The organism is Oceanobacillus kimchii X50 (genome assembly GCF_000340475.1).
GTDB lineage: Bacteria > Bacillota > Bacilli > Bacillales > Amphibacillaceae > Oceanobacillus > Oceanobacillus kimchii.
In genome coordinates this window covers 3285493-3306220 of the sequence record NZ_CM001792.1, presented here as the reverse complement: position 1 = coordinate 3306220, position 20728 = coordinate 3285493, and the positions used below count along the sequence as shown (strand labels likewise).

Genomic DNA, 20728 nt, shown 5'->3' with positions numbered 1-20728 from the left:
TTTATACATTATATATGTAGGATTTTAGGAACAATTTGGTTTGATTGTGGAAGACGGCGACTTCTGCAGGAAAGTACGACCTGAAAATACACGTGGCTATCTTCTTCTAGTTAGTTCAAGCCGTTTCTATTAAAAAGCGACCGTCTGAAATGAGAATCAAAAAAGCAACATTCGAATTTATTAACGACGCATCTGATTTTGAAATTCAACTTTGATACAATAAAATAAATAAAGGGGGGATGGGTAGAATGCGCTATGCGATATATCAAATGGATATTGTGCCGGGGAATCCAGAGGCAAATCGATTAAAGGTGAAAACATGGATAGAAAAAACAGTTTCCATGAACGATATTGATATAATAGTACTTCCTGAAATGTGGACAACTGGATATACACTTGCTGAGTTAAATGAAGTTGCAGATGAGGAAGAAGAACCGACTTGTTCATTTTTACAACAGTTAGCTCGGGATAATCAGGTCCACATTATAGGAGGATCGATAGCGAATAAGCGGAATGGAAAAATAAATAACACTGCAATTGTTGTAAATAGCAACGGAGAAAAAGTATATAAGTACGATAAAATCCATCTCGTTCCTATGTTAGATGAACCAACCTATTTGGATGGTGGGGAAGAGAAGGTGTGTACATTTGAATTAGACGGTGTAAAAATGGGACTTATTATTTGTTATGACCTTCGTTTTCCAGAGCTTACCCGTTCATTAGCGGTATCAGGAGCCGAAGTGATTTATATTGTGGCAGAATGGCCATCTGCAAGAAAAGATCATTGGAAAGCATTACAACTAGCAAGAGCGATTGAAAACCAGTGTTATATTATTTCAGCGAATAGAGTAGGCATATATAACAACGTGGAGTTTTGTGGACTATCTTCGGTGATTAATCCTTGGGGAGAGATTCAAACATTAGGTTCGGATCATCACGAGGAAACGATTATTGATAGTATTGATCTACAGAAAGTAAGTGAAGCAAGAAAGAATGTACCTATTTTTGAAAGTAGGGTTCCGAAGCTTTATTAAACTAAAAAAGGGAACATTTTTCAAAAAAAATAAAGATCCAAACTATTATTATCGATTTTAACGATTAATGGTTTGGATCTTTTATAATTAATTGTTATTTTTTACGTTTGGTGGATCGGTCAATTTTCCTGTACAAATATCTTCGGTTACATGAACCTGGCAGGTTTTACCTTTACTATTGACGAATTTAAAAATACCGTTATTAAAATCTGTGCCGATCTCTTTATAAAAAATACCTTCATATAAATTATGCTTCGAGCGAGCAAAACTTAAGCGATAAGCCTCTTTTTCTTCATCTTTTTGCAAGAATCCACGGACACCTTTTTCATAGATCGTATCATCTGTACTTTTCAATGTACGATCCACAGAAACGATATGAAGGTCGATAAAAGTAATCTCACGTAGTAATACATTGACAAATGATCCTTTTGTGATTTCTTCCCATCGATTTTGTGCACTCTGTCCAATAATAATTTGTGTAATATTATGTTGATGTGCTACCTCTTTAATCGCTTTTACAGATGAGCGCCTTTCATTATCTCGAATAATGAAGTCTTCAACATCAAGTTCATCACATAGCTCTTTCCAGCGTTCTACGTAACCGGATTTATCTGCATCGAATTCATCGTAAGGTAAAGCATCTACAGTTAATACATATAAAGGACAGTCCATGATTCGCGCAAGCTTATGTCCTCGTTGTATTAAACGCTCTCCATTTGGACCATAGTATACGCAGACAAGGATGCTTTCGTCCATGCGGCCTCTAATTTTTTTCATAACGGCAACTCACCTCTTTAATATATTCATTTAACGATGTTTATCCGGTTAGTAGATACATCCTTTAGTTGTTTTTGAATAACCGGATGGTAACGTTTATTTTGTTTATAATAAATATTAATTTTATTTTATTTTTCCATGAAACTGTATTATTCTAACATGTATTTATCTATTCGTATATACCTTATTTCTATTTTTTAAGACGATTTATACATGGAGTCATTCTTTCTACTAGCATACTTGAAAAGAATAAGAAATTCTAGTCTATATCGTGGTAAAGTGTTCAAGCGTGCACTTGTTAATGAATTCCTGTATAATTACTAATGTAAATTGCGGAATAACTTCGAAGCAGGGTACATCTATAGAGTAAATAAAATAACACTTTTTATACCACGTTACATTCAAATAAATGGATGCACATCCACTTTTATCATGCCTTTCCATTTGTGAACAATTCTTCCACCTATTTTTGCAACAGATGGGTGTCTTAGATATTCATTAAATAGTATATCCTGTTATCTCTATTGTGTGATAACAGTAACGTTAACCTATATTGATTGGAGGTTACAGTTTGACAACATTGATTATTGCAATAATGTTTCCTTTTATTGCAGCAGCAATTATACCTTTCCTTTACAAATATGTACGGCGAATTCATGTTGGTTGGTTCGCATTATTCGTATCTACTGCTTTATTTATCTATTTCGCTCAATTTATCCCTATTATAGCTAGTGGAGATGTTATTACCCTCACCTTAAACTGGATACCGTCTTACGGTATTAACATTACTTCATATTTAGATGGATTAAGCTTGACTTTTTCCCTATTAATATCTGGTATTGGTGCACTTGTTATTTTATATTCGATTTACTACCTTTCTTCTAAAGAATCGCTTGGACACTTCTATACATACCTGATGTTATTTATGGGGGCAATGTTAGGAGTAGTAACATCCGATAATATGCTTGTTTTATATGTCTTTTGGGAGCTGACAAGTATTTCTTCGTTCCTTCTAATCGCCTTCTGGTACCAAAGGAAACGTTCAAGAGATGGTGCGAAAAAATCATTACTAATTACCGTCACAGGTGGTATAGCCATGTTAGTCGGTTTTATTATGCTCGGTCAAATGGCAGGCACATGGTCTATACGTGAAGTAATTGGTAATGTTAGTTCCTTTAATGATCATTATCTGTTTATTGCAGCAATGATATTAGTACTGCTTGGAGCATTTACAAAATCTGCTCAATTCCCATTTCATATATGGTTACCTGATGCGATGGAAGCACCTACTCCAGTTAGTGCTTATTTGCATTCAGCTACCATGGTAAAAGCAGGTATCTACCTTGTTGCTAGATTTACACCTGTTTTTGGTGGAGAAGCTACCTGGTTCTGGGCAGTTACAGGTGTAGGGCTATTCACGCTATTCTGGGGTTCTTTTAATGCAGTACGTCAAATCGATTTGAAGGCGTTACTCGCATATTCAACAATTAGCCAGCTTGGTATGATTATGAGTATGTTTGGTATTGGTTCAGCCGCACTAAATTTAGGATACTCCACAGAATCTGTCGCATTTACAAGTGCTTCTTTTGCCGCTCTATTCCATCTTGTAAATCACTCTACGTTTAAAGGTGCGCTATTTATGGTGGTAGGTATCGTCGACCATAGTGTAGGGACTCGAGATATACGTCGACTTGGTGGATTGATTACCTTGATGCCTGTGACTTTCTCTATTGCGTTAATTGGAAGCTTGTCTATGGCAGGTTTACCACCATTTAATGGGTTCTTAAGTAAAGAAATGTTCTTCATGGCGGTTGTTAATATAAGTGAAGCAGGATTCTTTGCTTTAGAAACTTGGGGAATCCTTCTACCGATAGTTGCCTGGGTTGCAAGTGTATTTACTTTTGTGTATTCCGCAATAATAGTTGTAAAGACTTTCCTAGGTCCATATCAAGAAGAAAAATTAGAACATCCTGCCCATGAACCAAAACCAGGGATGCTTGTTTCTCCAATTATTTTAGCTTTGTTAGTTATTGGTGTTTTTTTCTTCCCGAATATTATTGGAAAGAATTTAATTACACCAGCTATGTCTGGAATATTTCCAACTCTTGCTGCTGAAGGTGTAGAACTTGGCGAATCTATCTATGCGTGGCATGGATTTGAACTTGAATTATTTATGACCATCGGAGTGGTACTTCTTGGTTTAGCATTATTCTATACAAGGAAGTACTGGACGGGAGTATATAGACTATTTCCAGAAAAGTGGTCAATTAATGTATTTTATGGCTTCATTCTAGATCAAATAGAAGAGAAATCGACTGGATTTACTAATTCGTATATGACACAAAACTTAAGAGACTATTTAGTATATATTTATTTATTCTTTATTATTTCTATAGGTGGAATGCTCTTATATACAGGTGCTTATCAGTTTGAATTGCCAACAAATGCTGCTATTTCTAATTTTGAGCTAATTACTGCTTTGGTGATGATGTCAGCGGCAATTGCTATATTATTTGCCAAATCAAGACTTACTGCAATTCTTTTAAATAGTATTTTAGGGTTTGGAGTAGCGATATTCTTTGTATTATTTAGAGCACCAGATTTAGCTCTAACGCAAACCATCGTAGAATCTGTTACAACTGTACTATTTTTAGCAGCTTACTATTTCCTTCCTGAATGGAAGAAGGAAGACGCTCCAAAGAAAACGCGCAACACTAATTTGGTAATTTCCATTTGTGTCGGAGTGGTATTTACGGTCGTCGCATTAATGGTCCAAAGTGGAAAAACATTTGAATCCATCTCGAAATTCTTCGAGAATTCTTATGAGCTTGCTGGTGGAAAGAATATGGTTAATTCCATCCTCGGTGATTTTCGCGCATTAGATACCATGTTAGAGGTAGTGGTTCTACTCATTGCCGGAATAGGTGTCTATGTATTTATTAAATTAAAGAATAACAATAAGGAGGGTGAGCAGTATGAAGATAAATAATGTTATTCTTCGTACCGTTGCAAAGCTAGTTTCATTTATCATACTCACCCTTGCAGTTTATTTGTTTCTTTCTGGACACCATAGTCCAGGAGGAGGTTTCATCGGAGGACTTGTATTAGCTTCAGCACTCGTATTGTTATTTATCGTTTATGATATCGAGACAATTCGAAACGCTCTACCATTTGATTTTAAAAAGGTGGCCGCGTTTGGAGCATTTCTTTCGGTCGGAACAGGCTTAGGAGCACTTATATTTGGAGAGGAATTTTTAAGTCAAACATTTTCATATTTTGATTTGCCTTTCTTTGGTGAGACAGAGCTTGCAACAGTGATGTTATTTGAAGCAGGAGTTGCATTGGCTGTTGTAGGCGTCGTAGTTACGATTATTTTAAGTATTAGTGAGGATGTATAACTATGGAAACATTAATAACCATCCTAGCAGGTATATTAGTAACGGTAGCTACGTATCTAATTTTATCTAAAAGTTTAATTAGAGTAATCTTAGGGACTGCTATTTTATCTCATGCTGCCCACTTATTGATCATCACAATGGCTGGGCTAAAAAACGGGAGCGTACCAATTATTGGTGAAGGAGATGCAATTCCGGTGGATCCATTGCCGCAGGCGCTAATATTAACTTCTATTGTTATTAGCTTTGCTGTTACAGCAGTGTCCCTAGTGTTAGCTTACCGTACGTATCAGGAAACAGGAACAGATAAACTAGACGAGTTACGGGGGGATCGAAATGAATAATATTATTGCTATGCCTATGATGATCCCTATACTTGCTGGAATTCTTTTAATATTTTTCCGTCATAATTTAAAACTACAACGATGGGGTAGTTTTTCTGTGATGATTGTCAATATCGGAATCAGTGCATATATTTTGCATCAGATTCAACAAAATGGAATTCTCCGTCTCGATTTCGGTGGATGGGAACCACCATTTGGAATATTATTTGTGGCTGATTCATTTTCAATGCTACTTGTATTAACGACAAGTATTGTTGCTGCAATATGTCTTGTTTATGCTTTTTCTTCCACAGAAAAGTCTTATGAGCACATGTTTTTCTACCCTTTTATTAATTTTCTTGTGGCAGGTGTAAATGGTTCTTTCCTAACTGGTGATTTATTTAACCTTTTTGTTTGTTTTGAAATTATGCTCTTAGCTTCTTATGTGTTAATTGCGTTTGGCGGTCGTAAGGGTCAATTAAGGGAATCGATTAAATATGTCATTATAAATGTTGTGTCGTCTTGGATATTCTTAATTGCAATTGCTTACACGTATGGAGGATTAGGAACCCTTAATTTTGCTCATCTTTCAGAGCGAATTGCTGAACAAGGACAGACACCAATGCTGACTGTTGTTAGCATTGTATTTTTAATCGTCTTTGCTTTGAAAGCAGGATTGTTACTATTTTTCTGGTTGCCAGGTTCGTATAGTGTACCTTCAACAGCAATTGCCGCACTATTTGGTGCATTGCTAACAAAAGTTGGTATCTATGCTATGTTCCGTGTGTTTACATTGATGTTTTATCATGAACCACATATTACTCATACATTTATTGGAATACTTGCAGGTGTTACATTGATACTAGGAAGTATTGGGGCGGTAGCATATAAAGATGTGCGGTTAATCGCTTCTTACAATGTGGTTATAGCGGTCGGATTTATATTGGTAGGGTTAGCTGTTGCAACACCTACTGCGTTGGAAGGATCTATATTTTATTTAATCCATGACATGATTGTAAAAGCACTCTTATTCTTACTTGCTGGAACGATGATTGCTGTGACAAGAGAGACGAGAATTGATTATATGAGTGGACTAATCCGAAATTATCCGTTATTTGGTTGGATTTTCTTCATTGTTACACTTGCGTTAGCAGGTATTCCACCGTTAAGTGGATTTATTGGAAAAGTCTTGGTAGGACAAGGAGCTGTTGAGGGCGGGGCATATATTCTACTTGCATTAGCGTTTATTTCCAGCATTTTTGTTCTATATTCTTTAATGCGTGTCTTCCTTACTAGTTTTTGGGGAGAGACGATTATAAGTAAAGAAGACAAAATTCCAATGAAAAAAGGCTGGATCATCCCTTGTGTGATATTAGCAGCAGGATCATTTATTCTTGGAATAGGGGTTGAACCTTTAACTGTTTATGTAAAAGATGCAGCTGAGGTCCTAGCAAATCCACAAATTTACATTGATGCGGTTTTATATGATAACTAAGGATTGTCTTAGAGGAGGTGGATATAAATGCCCGCCCAGTTTTTATTAAATGTGTTTATAGCAGTTTTGTGGACATTAATAAGTGATGAAGATGAGTTAAGATTTACAACGTTTGTTGCAGGATATCTAGTAGGTATCGTGATCGTATTTTTAATGCATCGATTTTTTGGTGAACGTTTCTACTTAGGTAGATTCTTTGCCTTGATTAAGTTGATATTTATCTATATCCGAGAATTAGTTTTATCAACGAAACTAGTTTTAAGGCATATTTTAAGCCCGAAAATTAAAATTAAACCAGGGTTGTTTAAATATGAAACAGTACTTCGTGGGGACTGGGAAATAACCGCTCTAGCACTATTATTAATGCTGACTCCCGGTTCTGTAGTTATAGAGGTAACGCAAGAAGGAGATGCATTTTATATTCATGCGATGGATGTAGAAGAATCAAAAGATATGTTGTTACGGTCATTAAATAAATTTGAGAAAGCGATTATGGGGGTGACTAGGTGATGATTCAAGGTATGTTAATTGCAGCACTAACTTTGTATGGTATTGGAATAGCGATAAGTGCATACCGCATTATTATTGGGCCTAGCCTACCTGATCGTGTTGTGGCTTTAGATATGATCGGTGTTATGCTTGTATCATCCATAGCAATAATATCTGTGCTTCAGGGAACAAAAGCTTATCTAGAGGTTATTTTAATACTTGCAATTCTTGCTTTTATAAGTACGATTGCCTTCTCGAAATATATTGAGAGGGGGGTTATCATTGAGCGGAAACGAAATGATTGAATTTGTTGCAGCACTATTTATGTTAGGTGGAGCAATTATGGCAGTAATTAGTGCAATCGGAATAATTCGCTTCCCCGATGTATATACTCGCTCTCATGCTGGTACAAAAAGTTCTACTTTAGCAGTCTTGATGACTTTATTAGGCGCTTTTATTTACTTTGCTTCTGAACAAGGGTTTTATAGTGTACGTCTTTTATTAGGTATAGCTTTTGTATTCTTAACTGCTCCAGTGGCTGGACATTTAATAACAAGAGCGGCTTACCGTGCGAGTGTGAAAATGGCTGATACAACAATAGAAGACGAATTAAAGGATGTTATCAAGGAAGTCCAAGAAGAAACGCAAGAAGAAAAGAAAAGTATAGAGGAATTTAAAGAAAATACAGATGAAGTAAATGTTGAAAAAATAGACAAAAATGATTCGAACGCAGAGAGAAACGTGAATAGTTGAGACTCCATCCATTCCTTGGGTGGAGTTTTTAAATTAGGTACTTGTGGATAACGAAATAATTAAATAGCCACTTTTGACTCCATCGTCCATCAACTAGGTGACTTCACGAATCGCCCTACGATAAAGAAGACTGCCGAATGTATTATATGAGGCTTAGTCGCACTTATACCCTTGCGGTGAAAAGAAGACTGCCGAATGTATTATATGAGGCTTAGTCGCACTTATACCCTTGGGTGAGCACCTCATCGTGATACCTTTATCTCAAAGGAAAAGGAAGTTCTACTACTGTCGAATCACTCGCTGCGTTGCTAAACGATCGCTTTCACCTTTATCTTCGTATAGTTCCTCACATAGATGGAGAAAGTAAATATAGAAAATAAGTTTTAAAGGGGTTATAAAGTGGTTAAATTAGCGATTATATATTATAGTGCAACTGGAACAAATTATCAGATGGCAAAGTGGGCAGAAGAAGCCGGGAAAGAAGCAGGAGCTGAAGTGAAAGTTTTAAAAGTTCAAGAACTGGCTCCACATCAAGCAATCGAATCTAATCCAGCTTGGAAAAAGAACGTAGAAGAAACAAAGGATATACCAGTGGCTTCTTCGGATGAACTAGAATGGGCGGATGCAATACTTTTTAGCACGGCTACTCGGTTTGGAGGCTATGCGTCGCAAATGAAACAATTCTTAGATATACAGGGAGGGCTTTGGGCAAAAGGCGCTTTAATAAATAAGACTGTCAGTGCAATGTCTTCTGCTCAAAATGACCATGGAGGACAAGAGGCAAGTATCTTAAGTTTTTATACTTCATTAATGCACTGGGGAGCGATTATTGTTCCTCCTGGATATACTGACCCAGTACTTTTCACCACAGGTGGTAATCCATATGGAGCAAGTGCTACGGTAGATCAAGATGGGAACTTTACAAAGGATGTTCAACCTGCAGTTTCTGTACAGACAAAAAGATTAATTGAAATAACTAAAAAAATAATTTCAGAGTAATGTTTGTAGAGCTGATTAGCGTTAAACGTTGATAAGCTCTTTTTTTCGTTTTAATATATTGGATAAGGGAATGCTACAAATAGTAGGAGGATATTGCCATGGTAAAACCAATACCAAAAGAAGAAGGTCTTGATCATACAGTTGCTTGGATGAATGAAGGGTATTTATTTCTCTCCAATCGTATGAATCAATTTAACTCAGATGTTGTAGAAACGAAGATACTTGGAAAAAAGTTTATAGCAATGCGTGGACCTAAAGCGGCTGAGTTATTCTACGATTCATCCCGTTTTATTCGTTATGGTGCAATTCCCAAAAATGTAGCAGATGTAATCATTGGAAAGAATAGTGTATTTCAATTCGATGATGGACAACATCATAAACGAAAACAAATGCTGATAAATGTAATGAATGAAGAACAGCGAATAAAACTAGAACAAATTAGCAGGAATCAATGGAAAATTGCTATAGAACGTTGGGAACAAACTGGTGAAGTAGTATTGTTAGATGAATTGGAACAATTATTCACCATTATTGTTTGTAATTGGATAGGCATTCCTTTGTATGCCAAAAATGTTTCCTTACGTACAAAAGATATTCGTTCCATGCTGACGGCTTTTACAAACAAAGGATTAAATTATTTCCAGGGAAATCAAGCGAAAAAGCGGGCGCTTAAATGGATATCTTACATTATTAGACAAGTACGAACAGGTAGAATCCACCCACAAGAGCAATCTCCCTTGTATCAATTAGCTTGGTATGAACGTTCTAACGGTAAATTATTATCTATTCCAAATGCTGCGGAAGAGGTATTAAATATAATACGTCCGTTTGTTGCAATTACAAGATATGCTTGTTTTAGTCAATTAGCATTACTAGAAAATCCAAATGTAAGGCAAAGACTTCGTAAAGATTCACAATATGTCAGCTGGTTTATTCAAGAAGTGAAGAGATTTTATCCTGCAGTTCCTTTTGTTATAGCAAAGGCACGAGAGAGTTTTATTTGGGAAGATATCTATTTTCCAAAAAACAGACTTGTCTTGCTAGATTTATACGGATCTAATCATCATCCAGATACGTGGGATGAACCAGAAAATTTTGTACCTGAACGGTTTCAATTTTTAGATGAAAAAGACCGTTACAGACTTATTCCACAAGGGGCGGGTGACTTAGAGTTCGGTCACCGTTGTGTGGGAGAGGAGATAACAACACAAATGATGCGAATAAGCTTGGAGTACTTGTTGCAATTAGATTATGATTTGCCTGATCAAGACTTGAATTTTAAGCTCAATCAAATCCCTGCTCAACCTAGTAAAATTAGATTGCAAAATATACGGAATAAAGGATAATCAAAAAAACGAGTCAGTCCCATAATGAGTTTTTTTGGCTTTAGAAGAGTCGCGGTTTCCAGTATAATAGAAGTCATTGTTTTTTCCTATATTCCGAACATGAAATAAAACTATTACCAAATAGTCGTTTTTTTAAATAGACATAGCAGTTACAAAATTGATTCAAATATATATATATAATATCCGAACCAAGAGAATAAGTTATAACAAAAGATTTTGGTCAAAAGACGAATGATAGCTAAAATAAGCGTAAGAAATATACGGAGACTCCTTGAAATCAAAAGACGATTTTCCGTGTGTTGCAATGCTGCCTAGGTCTTCCTTGTCCTGTGGGAGTGAGGCCCCGATGCATAGGCATTCGGAGGCTCACCGGCCGCCTTAGGATAAGCAGAGTACATTTCTGAAACGAGTATCATAACCAGTTCATTCAGATTATCTTTTGAGTAAATACTTTTGTGCCAACCTAGGATGGTTCGGATATTTTAATGTTAATCCATAATCTCTCCAATAATCTCATAAGAGCGAAGACGTGCCTTCATATCATATATTTGGGAGGTAATAATCATCTCGTCAGCATCTGTTTCTTTACGAAATGCTTCGATTCCTTTTTTGATTGTTTCTTTACTGCCGACTATCGTTGTACGAGGATCAAGAGATTCTTCGACAGCAGCTTTCTCCATTGGAGACCATATGGTGTCCATATTCTCTACAGGTGGCTGAAGCTTCGATTCTTTTCCTCTACGTAAATTAAGAAATTGAATACGGTGGGAGTTAGCTAAGTAATCTGCTTCTTCATCCGTATCTGCGGCAATAACATTTATCCCCACCATTGCATAAGGCTTATCCATTATTGTAGATGGCTGGAAATTTCTTCGATATAACTGTATCGCTGGTACTGTATACTGTGGTGCGAAATGAGAAGCAAATGAGAAAGGAAGTCCTTTTTCAGCTGCTAATCGAGCGCTAAAGTCACTAGATCCTAGTAACCATATGGGAATATCCAAGCCCTGACCAGGAACTGCTTTTACTTGTGATACAGGATCATTAGAAAAATAATCTTGAAGTTCGTTTACTTGCATTGGGAACTCTTCAGATCCTGCATGTAACGTTCTTCTTAATGCGTAGGCAGTAGCTTGGTCGCTTCCAGGAGCTCTACCCAGACCAAGATCAATTCGTCCTGGATATAGAGATTCCAATGTTCCAAATTGCTCTGCAATCACAAGAGTAGCATGATTCGGCAACATTACTCCGCCGGATCCAATACGCATATGATTAGTATGACCAGCTATATGTCCTATTAGAACCGACGTTGCAGAACTACCAATACCCTGCATATTGTGATGCTCTGCTAGCCAATAACGATTGAAACCTAACTTTTCTACATGTTGTGCTAATCGCACACTGTCTTGGAAAGCTTGTTTGGCATTAGAACCTTGAACAATAGGTGCTAAATCTAATACAGAGAGTGGTATATCTTGAAATGTTTTGTGTTCGTTGTTTGTTAACATCAAGTAACCTCCTTGCTTTCTAGGTTATGAGAACAATGATAAGTGTTTCTTCTTTTAGAGTCTACTTATTTGTTTGGGATTATGAGAGTTACCAATATAACGGAATAATAGGAAAAATCAACTAACTTACGAAAAAAGAATGTTCTTAAAAATTGAAAAAGAAAACGACTGTTTGATAAATCAGTAATAAGAATAGTAGTATTCAGGCTCAATTACGCCATATCTGATTCGAAATCGATTTTTAGCATAAAAAATTTTAAAAATTTAAAAGTTAATATGTTAACGATGGTAGCGATTACATTTTGAGAAGCAAGAATAAATCAATAAAAACATGTAATCAGAATTTTATGTCTAAATTGAATTTATGATATAATAACAAAACAACATGCGTTGTCCTTCAAAAAACAGATTGATTTAAAACGGAAACTATACAAGAGAGGAGCTGTTGTGATGAGTAAACAAGGATATCCTGATCAACAGGGACTATATCATCCAGACTTTGAACATGAAGCATGTGGAATAGGGATGATTGCCAATATAAATGGTAAGAAAACTCACAATATAGTACAAAATGCGATTAATATATTGTGTAACCTAGAACATCGAGGTGGACAATCAGCAGATACAAGCACGGGTGATGGGGCTGGTATTATGACCCAAATACCCGATCGTTTCTTTCAACTTCAATGTGTGAAAGAGAATATTCACTTACCTCGTGAAGGTGACTATGGCGTAGGGATGATTTTCTTACCTAGAGATCGTCAATTAAGAATGACTTGTAGAAAAATGATAGAACAAATTGTTGAAGATGAAGGACAAACATTTCTAGGCTGGAGGCCTGTACCAACGAATGAATCTTTTATAGGGAAAGTTGCATCTAAGAGTGCTCCATCGGTTCGACAATTTTTTATTCAATGCTCGGATAGCATTAAGGATCAGATGGAATTTGAACGTAGATTATTTGTGATACGTAAATGCATCGAAAATATTGTTGCAGGTCAACCAGAATATGAGGATGTATACATTTGTAGTTTATCTACAAGAACAATTGTTTATAAAGGTATGTTAGTACCGGAACAATTAGATGCCTACTATATTGACCTCAACCATCCAGATTTTAAATCTGCGTTAGCACTCGTTCACTCACGCTTTAGTACCAACACATTCCCAAGTTGGAAAAGATCTCACCCTAATCGATATACCATCCATAATGGAGAATTTAATACGTTACGCGGTAATGTAAATTGGATGCAAGCCAGAGAACAACTCTGTGTATCTGATCATTTTAGTGAAGAAGATTTGGAAAAAATATTACCAGTTATGGATACAGATGGAAGTGATTCCTCTATATTTGATAATACATTTGAATTTTTACATCTTTCAGGAAGATCATTAGCTCATACGGCAATGATGATGGTTCCAGAACCTTGGTCGAATGATGACAATATTAAAGATGAAAAGCGTGATTTTTATGAATATCATAGTACATTAATGGAACCATGGGACGGTCCAGCTGCACTAGTGTTTACGAATGGAAGCCAAATCGGAGCATGTTTAGACCGGAATGGATTAAGACCAGCAAGATATTATGTTACAAAGGATGGAATGGTTGTTTTAGGATCTGAAGTAGGGGCATTAGATATTTTTGCTGATGATATCTTGTATAAAGATCGTTTAGCACCAGGAAAAATGTTACTTGTTGATTTAGAAAAAGGAGTTATCGTTCCTGATGAAACGATAAAAATGCAAATATCCTCTGAAAAACCTTACAAAGAATGGCTAAAAAATAAAGTTGATTTGCAAGACCTTCCGAAACCGACAAGTGATTATCCTGTTAACCACGGTGATAAATTGTTAGAACAGCAGTTAGCTTTTGGTTATACACAAGAAGAATTAAATAAAATTATGAAACCATTAGTTTCAGATGGAAAAGATCCAGTAGGTTCGATGGGGTATGATTCGCCTTTAGCAGTCTTATCGAAACGCCCTCAACTGCTATATAATTACTTTAAACAACTGTTTGCTCAAGTAACTAATCCACCTTTGGATGCGATTCGAGAGAAGATAATTACAATGGTGGAGACGACAATCGGAGCTGAAGGGAACTTAACGAAGCCTACAGCGGATAATTGTAGACATATTCGTCTAGAGACACCCGTTTTACGTAATGAAGAGTTAGAAGCAATACGACATCAGCGCTTAGAAAGGCTATCCGTAGAAACGCTATCTACATTGTTTGATACTGAAAAAGAAGGAAATATGAAAGAAGCGCTTGATACACTATTTGTACAGGCGGATAGAGCAATGAAGAGAGGCGTCAGTTTACTTATCCTGTCAGACAGGGGAGTAAATGAGAAACAAGCAGCAATTCCAGCCTTGTTAGCAGTTTCTGGTTTGCATCATCATTTGATTCGTAAGGGAGTTCGTACGAAAGTTAGTTTATTAGTTGAGTCAGGAGAGCCTAGAGAGGTACATCATTTTGCAGCTTTATTAGGATATGGAGCAGAAGCGATTAACCCTTATCTTGCTTTCGATACGTATTTTAATTTATTCCAAGCGGATGAAATAAAGGTAGATTCAGTAGATGAGGCGTATACGAGATATATTACTGCTGTAACTGACGGAATTATCAAAATATTATCTAAAATGGGCATTTCTACAATTCAAAGTTATCGTGGTGCTCAAATTTTTGAGGCGGTAGGTATACATCAGGATGTTACCGATTATTACTTTACTGGAACAGCTTCTCGATTAGGGGGCATTAAGCTTGATACTATCGAAAAAGAAGCAATGATGAGACATCAGCTAGCATTTGCAGAAGCTCGAGATGGAAAACGTAATTTAATACCTGGTGATGAGTTCCAATACAGAGTTAATGGTGAAGATCATCAATATAATCCACAGACGATTCAAACATTGCAACATTCTGTAAGATCCAATAACTACGAGCTCTTTAAAGAGTATTCTAATATGCTTACCGATGATGCATTAAACTTACAATCCTTGCGTGGATTAGTAGATTTTAAAGACAGGACGCCGGTACCAATTGAAGAAGTAGAGCCTGTAGAAAATATTGTAAAACGATTTAAAACAGGAGCAATGTCTTTTGGATCGATTAGTAAAGAAGCACATGAAGCTTTAGCGATCGCAATGAATCGATTAGGTGGACGCAGTAATACTGGAGAAGGTGGTGAGTCCATCGATCGGTTTATACCAGATGAAAATGGTGACTTAAGAAGAAGTGCCGTAAAACAAGTTGCCTCTGGACGTTTTGGTGTAACTAGTAATTATTTAGTAAATGCAGATGAGATTCAAATAAAAGTAGCACAAGGAGCCAAACCAGGTGAAGGTGGCCAGCTCCCTGGCAAAAAAGTATACCCATGGGTAGCGGAAGTGCGTGGATCAACTCCTGGAGTTGAATTAATCTCTCCACCACCTCACCACGATATTTATTCCATCGAAGATCTTGCGGAATTAATCTATAACTTGAAAAATGCCAATCCTAATGCGCGTATTAGTGTAAAACTAGTGGCAGCTGTAGGAGTTGGAACAATTGCAGCAGGTGTAGCGAAAGGAAGAGCGGACCATGTTGTGATTAGTGGTTATGATGGCGGTACAGGTGCAGCACCTCGTACTAGCTTGAAGCATACTGGACTTCCTTGGGAAATTGGTTTGGCTGAAACACATCAAACATTATTATTAAACGGATTACGTGACCGTATTACTGTGGAAACAGACGGTAAGATGATGACTGGTAGAGATGTAGTTGTTGCTGCTTTATTAGGAGCAGAAGAGTACGGCTTCTCTACAGCGCCATTGGTAGCATTAGGCTGTGTAATGATGCGTGTTTGTCACTTAGACACTTGCCCAGTTGGAATTGCAACACAAAATCCTGCTTTAAGAGAAAAGTTTTCTGGTGACCCGGATCATGTCGTTAATTTCATGCAATTTATCGCTCAAGAAGCCAGAGAGATTATGGCATCACTTGGCTTCCGTACGATTAATGAAATGATTGGACGCTCCGATGTGCTAGAGGCAAAACAGCTGGATCATTGGAAAGCGAAAGATATTGATTTATCTGCATTATTATATAGACCGGAGCTACCTTTTAAAATAGATCAGTATGCAACGCAACAGCAGGATCATGGTATTGATAAAACATTGGATTATCAGGAGTTACTACCGATTTGTGAATCGACAATAGAAGATGGAACACCTATAGAATTTTCAGTTGCCATTCGAAATATTAACCGTGTAACAGGGACTTTATTAGGTCACGCGATTACAGAAAAATATGGTGAACATGGTTTACCTGAAGATACGATTAAACTAAACTTTAATGGTTCCGCAGGACAAAGTTTCGGTGCATTTATTCCAAAAGGAATGTCTCTAAAATTAATAGGAGATGCCAATGACTTTGTTGGTAAAGGATTGTCTGGTGGAAAAATAATCGTTAGACCATCTTCAACGGTTACATTTGAGCCCGAAAAGAATATTATCATAGGAAACGTCGCATTTTATGGTGCATCTGCAGGTGAAGCATACATTCGAGGCATAGCAGGAGAACGTTTTGCAGTTCGAAATAGTGGAGCGTCGATTGTTGTAGAAGGTATCGGTGATCATGGCTGTGAATATATGACTGGTGGCCAAGTAATCGTCCTTGGAAAAACCGGTAGAAACTTTGCTGCTGGTATGTCAGGTGGAGTTGCTTATGTATTTGATGAAAAAGACGAATTTAATAATATGGTAAATAATTCTCTCGTTCATGTTGAACGTGTTACGGATGAAAAAGAATTGGTAGACTTATACAATTCAATTGAAAAGCATGTGGAATATACAGATAGTGGTCATGCTGCAAGAATCCTTTCGTATTGGGAAAAATATTCAACATCATTTATTCGTGTAATTCCAAAAGCATATTTAGCAATGAGAGAACGTATATCCATGTTAATGAATACAGGATTAACTAAATATCAAGCAGAACTACAAGCTTTTGAGGAAACCAATCAAATTAAAGTACAAAAAGATAAGGTGAACGTATAAGTATGATTCATGTCAGCAGAAAGGGAGGCTTTTGATGGGAAAACAAACAGGTTTTATGGAGTATGAAAGGCAAGCACGTCCTGGCAGAAATCCACAAGAGCGTGTTAAAGACTGGAACGATTATACGGCTCCGATGTCAGATGAGGAAGTGCAAAAACAAGGTGCTCGTTGTATGGATTGTGGTGTTCCTACATGTCATCAAGGAATTGAGATAGCAGGGGTAACATCAGGTTGCCCTGTCTATCACTTAATTCCAGAGTGGAATAACCTAGTGTACGAGGGGAAATGGCGAGAAGCACTAGATAAGGAACATCAGATGAATAATTTTCCTGAGTTCACTGGGATTGCATGTCCGGCGCCTTGCGAAGGCGCGTGTGTGTTAGGAATTAATGAACCTGCGGTAGCTATTCGTACGGTGGAAAGATCAATTATTGAAAAAGGATTTGAGGAAGGATGGGTTGTACCAAACCCACCAAAAATCCGTACCGGTAAACGTGTAGCAATCGTTGGGTCTGGTCCTGCCGGTTTAGCTGCAGCCGATCAGTTAAACAAAGCAGGACATTCTGTTACAGTTTATGAGAGAGACAAGCGCGTTGGTGGACTTTTAACATATGGGATTCCAGAAATGAAACTATCTTATGATATTGTAATCAGGCGTGTGTCCATTTTAGAACAAGAGGGCATTGAGTTTATTACGAATACGGAAGTTGGTAAAGATATTACCAATGAAGAGTTACAAGAGATATATGATTCTGTTGTACTCTGTGGCGGAGCAAGCTTACATCGTGACATGCCAGTGGAAGGTAGTCATCTTAAAGGAGTACATCCTGCTATGGACTTTTTACATGCAAATGTTGAAAGTTTACTAGATTCTAATTTGGAAGATGGGAATTATATATCTGCAAAAGATAAGGATGTTATCGTCATTGGTGGTGGTGATACAGGAACGGATTGTCTTGCTACCTCAGTTCGTCATAATTGTAAAAGTCTTACACAATTTGATATCTATGAAAAACGTAATCTCTTACGTGATGAAGAAGCTAATCCATGGCCCCAATATCCGAAAATTCATCGTGTGGAGTATGGTCATAAAGAAGCTGAAGCGCAATTTGGTGATGATCCACGTGCTTTTGCAGTTCAGACTACAAAGTTTGTTGGCGATGAAAATGGTCATGTTAAAGAAGTACACACGATTAATGTAAAAACACGTTATGAAGGTGGAAAAAAAATACGTGAAGAAATACCAGGAACAGAAAAGGTTTGGCCAGCAGATTTAGTATTAGTTGCTATTGGTTTCCAAGGTCCAGATCAAGGGCTAATAGAATCTCTAGATGTAGAAACTACAACTCGTACTACTGTAAAAGCAAAATACGGCGAATTTCAAACGAATATTGAAGGTGTTTTTGCAGCCGGAGATATGCGACGAGGACAAAGTCTAATCGTTTGGGCGATCAATGAAGGTCGAGGAGCGGCACGGGAGTGTGATCGTTTCTTGATGGGAGATACGATGCTTCCATAAATATTTATTATAAAATGTCTAAAAGCACTCCTGTTAGTCAAAATTAACAGGGAGTGCTTTTATATTTTTAATTGAATCAATTTCATAATTGCTAAGTTAAAAAACGAACCTTTTGTGATGGTTATATAATAATGTTTGAATTATAGCATTAACTTTGGCGTTTATTGTAATAAAAGACGGCTATCTCTGCTCAGAATAGCGCGAGCTGAAGATCCATTTAAAAGTGTTCTTCTTTTCAAGTATATTGAAGCTGTGTCTACGGAATTCGTCTGTCTGTAATGGAAATTAAACAAAGACTCAATTAGCTAAATTCTTGAAAAACTATTTGATATACAAATCTATATCAAGTAATATAGTGTAGGAGTAAAAATGGAAATGAGGGTTATTGATGAGTAAATCATCTATATATGGCTTAACGTATGAAAAGTTGAAAGATTGGCTAATGGAACACGGTGAGAAGCGTTTCCGTGCAGAACAAGTATGGAATTGGCTTTATAAAAAGAGAATTAATAATTTTGATGAAATGAATAATGTGAATCAATCAGCAATTCAATTGTTAAAAGATAACTTTGTGTTACATACAATGGGTGAGGAGATACGCCAAGAATCTCAAGATGGCACTATAAAGTTTTTATTTAAGCTGGAAGATGGGAACTTAATTGAGACTGTATTGATGCGATTCCATTATGGCTTATCGGTTTGTGTAACTACCCAGGTCGGTTGTAATATTGGCTGTACCTTCTGTGCTAGTGGTCTTTTGAGGAAAAGTAGGGATCTCTCTAGTGGAGAAGTTGTAGAGCAAATTATGAATGTACAAAAACATCTCGATGAACGTGGTGAAAAGGAACGAGTAAGTCACATTGTTGTAATGGGGATTGGCGAACCATTTGATAATTATAAAAATCTCATGGACTTCTTGTACACAGTCAATGATGACCGAGGGCTAAATATTGGTGCAAGGCATATAACGGTATCTACTAGTGGATTAGCACATAAAATCTATGAGTTTGCAGACGATCCAATTCAAGTAAACTTGGCTATCTCATTACATGCACCTAATGATGAGCTACGCACGAAAATAATGAAGATCAACCGAGCTTTTCCAATAGATAAGTTGATGAAATCTGTTGAATATTACTTACAGAAGAAAAATCGCCGAATTACGTATGAATACATTATGTTAGATGACGTAAATGATCATAAGAAAGAAGCGATAGAACTAGCGAATTTAATTAAAAATCATCGTCATCTTGCTTATGTTAACTTAATTCCATATAATACGGTAGATGAACATATTGACTATCGTCGTAGTAAATCAGAAAATATTCAAGCTTTTTATGAAACATTAACGGAACAGGGTATTAACTGCGGTGTTCGTTGGGAAAATGGCGCAGATATTGACGCAGCATGTGGACAACTACGAAGTAAACAAATTAAGAAATCAAAAGCAGTCTAAGTTTAATAAGAAAGCTTCCTTTTCGATAAGGGAGCTTTTTATATATGGAGGAGAGATGGTGCATGTTCATTAGAGAAATTGAGGAAAAAGATAATTATCAAATTGAAAACCTAATAAAAGATTCATTGGAATCGCTAGATCTTGATCGAGAAGGGACGGCTTATTATGATCCGGAATTACCCCGTTTATCTACTTACTATAATTCAATTAAAGATGCTTCGTACTGGGTAGCGTGTGAAGGTGAAGAAATAATTGGGGGAATTGGTATTGCCCCGTATGTAATAGAGAAAGGTGTATGTGAATTACAAAAATTTTACGTCCGCCAAGATCAACAAGGTAAAGGAGTTGGTAGAAGGTTGTTAAATACTGCTTTGGACTTTGCTAAAAAGAAATATAATCAATGTTACTTAGAAACCAGACATGAGCTAATACAAGCCAATAAATTATACGAACAAAATGGCTTTGCTTTATTATCGAGTCCAATAGAAGGCTCAGAACATTCATTTATGGATCGTTGGTACATAATTGAACTATAGTATTATATTCTTCTCAGAGAGTATCATATGAAGCAAATTTTGATATTAGTTTATA

The 20728-nt window shown here is 36.7% G+C and carries 16 protein-coding genes; 14 read left to right on the top strand and 2 right to left on the bottom strand.

What is annotated here, in order from left to right; genetic code table 11:
- Positions 1-248 precede the first annotated feature (248 nt).
- Complete coding sequence (locus C794_RS16805) at positions 249-1034, top strand: carbon-nitrogen family hydrolase (RefSeq protein WP_017798334.1); 786 nt, start codon at positions 249-251, stop codon at positions 1032-1034.
- Between the two features lie 87 nt (positions 1035-1121).
- Here C794_RS16805 and C794_RS16800 read toward each other — a convergent pair whose 3' ends face one another.
- A complete protein-coding gene (locus C794_RS16800; protein WP_017798333.1) occupies positions 1122-1811 on the bottom strand; it encodes an adenine nucleotide alpha hydrolase family protein in 690 nt (229 codons plus the stop codon).
- Between the two features lie 571 nt (positions 1812-2382).
- Here C794_RS16800 and C794_RS16795 point away from each other — a divergent pair.
- The 9 genes from C794_RS16795 (at position 2383) to C794_RS16755 (ending at position 10611) form a co-directional block, all read left to right on the top strand.
- Positions 2383-4800: a Na+/H+ antiporter subunit A gene (locus C794_RS16795; protein ID WP_017798332.1), complete on the top strand. Its 2418-nt coding sequence runs from the start codon at positions 2383-2385 to the stop codon at positions 4798-4800.
- Entirely contained in the window at positions 4787-5209 is a 423-nt protein-coding gene (locus tag C794_RS16790; RefSeq protein ID WP_017798331.1) for a Na(+)/H(+) antiporter subunit B, read from the top strand. The genes C794_RS16795 and C794_RS16790 overlap by 14 nt, the downstream gene beginning before the upstream one ends.
- Before the next feature lie 2 nt (positions 5210-5211).
- A complete protein-coding gene (locus C794_RS16785; protein WP_017798330.1) occupies positions 5212-5550 on the top strand; it encodes a Na(+)/H(+) antiporter subunit C in 339 nt (112 codons plus the stop codon).
- Positions 5543-7024 (top strand): Na+/H+ antiporter subunit D, encoded by a 1482-nt coding sequence (locus C794_RS16780; RefSeq protein ID WP_017798329.1) that lies wholly within the window; start codon positions 5543-5545, stop codon positions 7022-7024. Before C794_RS16785 ends, C794_RS16780 begins: the two co-directional genes overlap by 8 nt.
- A 27-nt stretch (positions 7025-7051) precedes the next feature.
- Positions 7052-7534 (top strand): Na+/H+ antiporter subunit E, encoded by a 483-nt coding sequence (locus C794_RS16775; protein ID WP_017798328.1) that lies wholly within the window; start codon positions 7052-7054, stop codon positions 7532-7534.
- A complete protein-coding gene (locus C794_RS16770; RefSeq protein ID WP_017798327.1) occupies positions 7534-7818 on the top strand; it encodes a Na(+)/H(+) antiporter subunit F1 in 285 nt (94 codons plus the stop codon). The genes C794_RS16775 and C794_RS16770 overlap by 1 nt, the downstream gene beginning before the upstream one ends.
- Positions 7796-8266 carry a Na+/H+ antiporter subunit G gene (locus C794_RS16765; protein WP_017798326.1) on the top strand — a complete coding sequence of 157 codons (471 nt, stop codon included), beginning with the start codon at positions 7796-7798 and terminating at the stop codon, positions 8264-8266. The genes C794_RS16770 and C794_RS16765 overlap by 23 nt, the downstream gene beginning before the upstream one ends.
- A 399-nt stretch (positions 8267-8665) precedes the next feature.
- The gene (gene wrbA, locus C794_RS16760; RefSeq protein ID WP_017798325.1) at positions 8666-9265 is read left to right on the top strand and encodes an NAD(P)H:quinone oxidoreductase; all 600 of its coding nucleotides are present in this window, start codon (positions 8666-8668) and stop codon (positions 9263-9265) included.
- Between the two features lie 98 nt (positions 9266-9363).
- Complete coding sequence (locus C794_RS16755) at positions 9364-10611, top strand: cytochrome P450 (RefSeq protein ID WP_017798324.1); 1248 nt, start codon at positions 9364-9366, stop codon at positions 10609-10611.
- A gap of 488 nt (positions 10612-11099) precedes the next feature.
- Here the strand turns inward: C794_RS16755 and C794_RS16750 are convergent, their stop codons facing one another.
- Positions 11100-12119, bottom strand: coding sequence for an LLM class flavin-dependent oxidoreductase (locus C794_RS16750; RefSeq protein WP_017798323.1), 1020 nt, complete (start codon positions 12117-12119; stop codon positions 11100-11102).
- Positions 12120-12569: 450 nt separating this feature from the next.
- Between C794_RS16750 and gltB the strand changes: the two genes are divergently transcribed.
- From gltB to C794_RS16730, 4 genes are all read left to right on the top strand, one after another.
- Positions 12570-17162 (top strand): glutamate synthase large subunit, encoded by a 4593-nt coding sequence (gene gltB, locus C794_RS16745; RefSeq protein ID WP_017798322.1) that lies wholly within the window; start codon positions 12570-12572, stop codon positions 17160-17162.
- Positions 17163-17196: 34 nt separating this feature from the next.
- Positions 17197-18681, top strand: coding sequence for a glutamate synthase subunit beta (locus C794_RS16740; protein ID WP_017798321.1), 1485 nt, complete (start codon positions 17197-17199; stop codon positions 18679-18681).
- Between the two features lie 388 nt (positions 18682-19069).
- On the top strand, positions 19070-20137 hold the full coding sequence (gene rlmN / locus C794_RS16735; RefSeq protein ID WP_017798320.1) for a dual-specificity RNA methyltransferase RlmN: 1068 nt from the start codon (positions 19070-19072) through the stop codon (positions 20135-20137).
- A 62-nt stretch (positions 20138-20199) separates the two neighbouring features.
- The gene (locus tag C794_RS16730; protein ID WP_017798319.1) at positions 20200-20673 is read left to right on the top strand and encodes a GNAT family N-acetyltransferase; all 474 of its coding nucleotides are present in this window, start codon (positions 20200-20202) and stop codon (positions 20671-20673) included.
- Positions 20674-20728: the final 55 nt, after the last annotated feature.

What these genes read in the sequence shown, in the direction of transcription:
- C794_RS16755 (WP_017798324.1), top strand. Translation starts at nt 9,364, where the DNA reads ATGGTAAAACCAATACCAAAAGAAGAAGGTCTTGATCATACAGTTGCT.
- C794_RS16780 (WP_017798329.1), top strand. Translation starts at nt 5,543, where the DNA reads ATGAATAATATTATTGCTATGCCTATGATGATCCCTATACTTGCTGGA.
- C794_RS16790 (WP_017798331.1), top strand. Translation starts at nt 4,787, where the DNA reads ATGAAGATAAATAATGTTATTCTTCGTACCGTTGCAAAGCTAGTTTCA.
- gltB (WP_017798322.1), top strand. Translation starts at nt 12,570, where the DNA reads ATGAGTAAACAAGGATATCCTGATCAACAGGGACTATATCATCCAGAC.
- C794_RS16730 (WP_017798319.1), top strand. Translation starts at nt 20,200, where the DNA reads ATGTTCATTAGAGAAATTGAGGAAAAAGATAATTATCAAATTGAAAAC.
- rlmN (WP_017798320.1), top strand. Translation starts at nt 19,070, where the DNA reads ATGAGTAAATCATCTATATATGGCTTAACGTATGAAAAGTTGAAAGAT.
- C794_RS16785 (WP_017798330.1), top strand. Translation starts at nt 5,212, where the DNA reads ATGGAAACATTAATAACCATCCTAGCAGGTATATTAGTAACGGTAGCT.
- C794_RS16740 (WP_017798321.1), top strand. Translation starts at nt 17,197, where the DNA reads ATGGGAAAACAAACAGGTTTTATGGAGTATGAAAGGCAAGCACGTCCT.
- C794_RS16770 (WP_017798327.1), top strand. Translation starts at nt 7,534, where the DNA reads ATGATTCAAGGTATGTTAATTGCAGCACTAACTTTGTATGGTATTGGA.
- C794_RS16775 (WP_017798328.1), top strand. Translation starts at nt 7,052, where the DNA reads ATGCCCGCCCAGTTTTTATTAAATGTGTTTATAGCAGTTTTGTGGACA.
- C794_RS16750 (WP_017798323.1), bottom strand. Translation starts at nt 12,119, where the DNA reads ATGTTAACAAACAACGAACACAAAACATTTCAAGATATACCACTCTCT.
- C794_RS16800 (WP_017798333.1), bottom strand. Translation starts at nt 1,811, where the DNA reads ATGAAAAAAATTAGAGGCCGCATGGACGAAAGCATCCTTGTCTGCGTA.
- C794_RS16805 (WP_017798334.1), top strand. Translation starts at nt 249, where the DNA reads ATGCGCTATGCGATATATCAAATGGATATTGTGCCGGGGAATCCAGAG.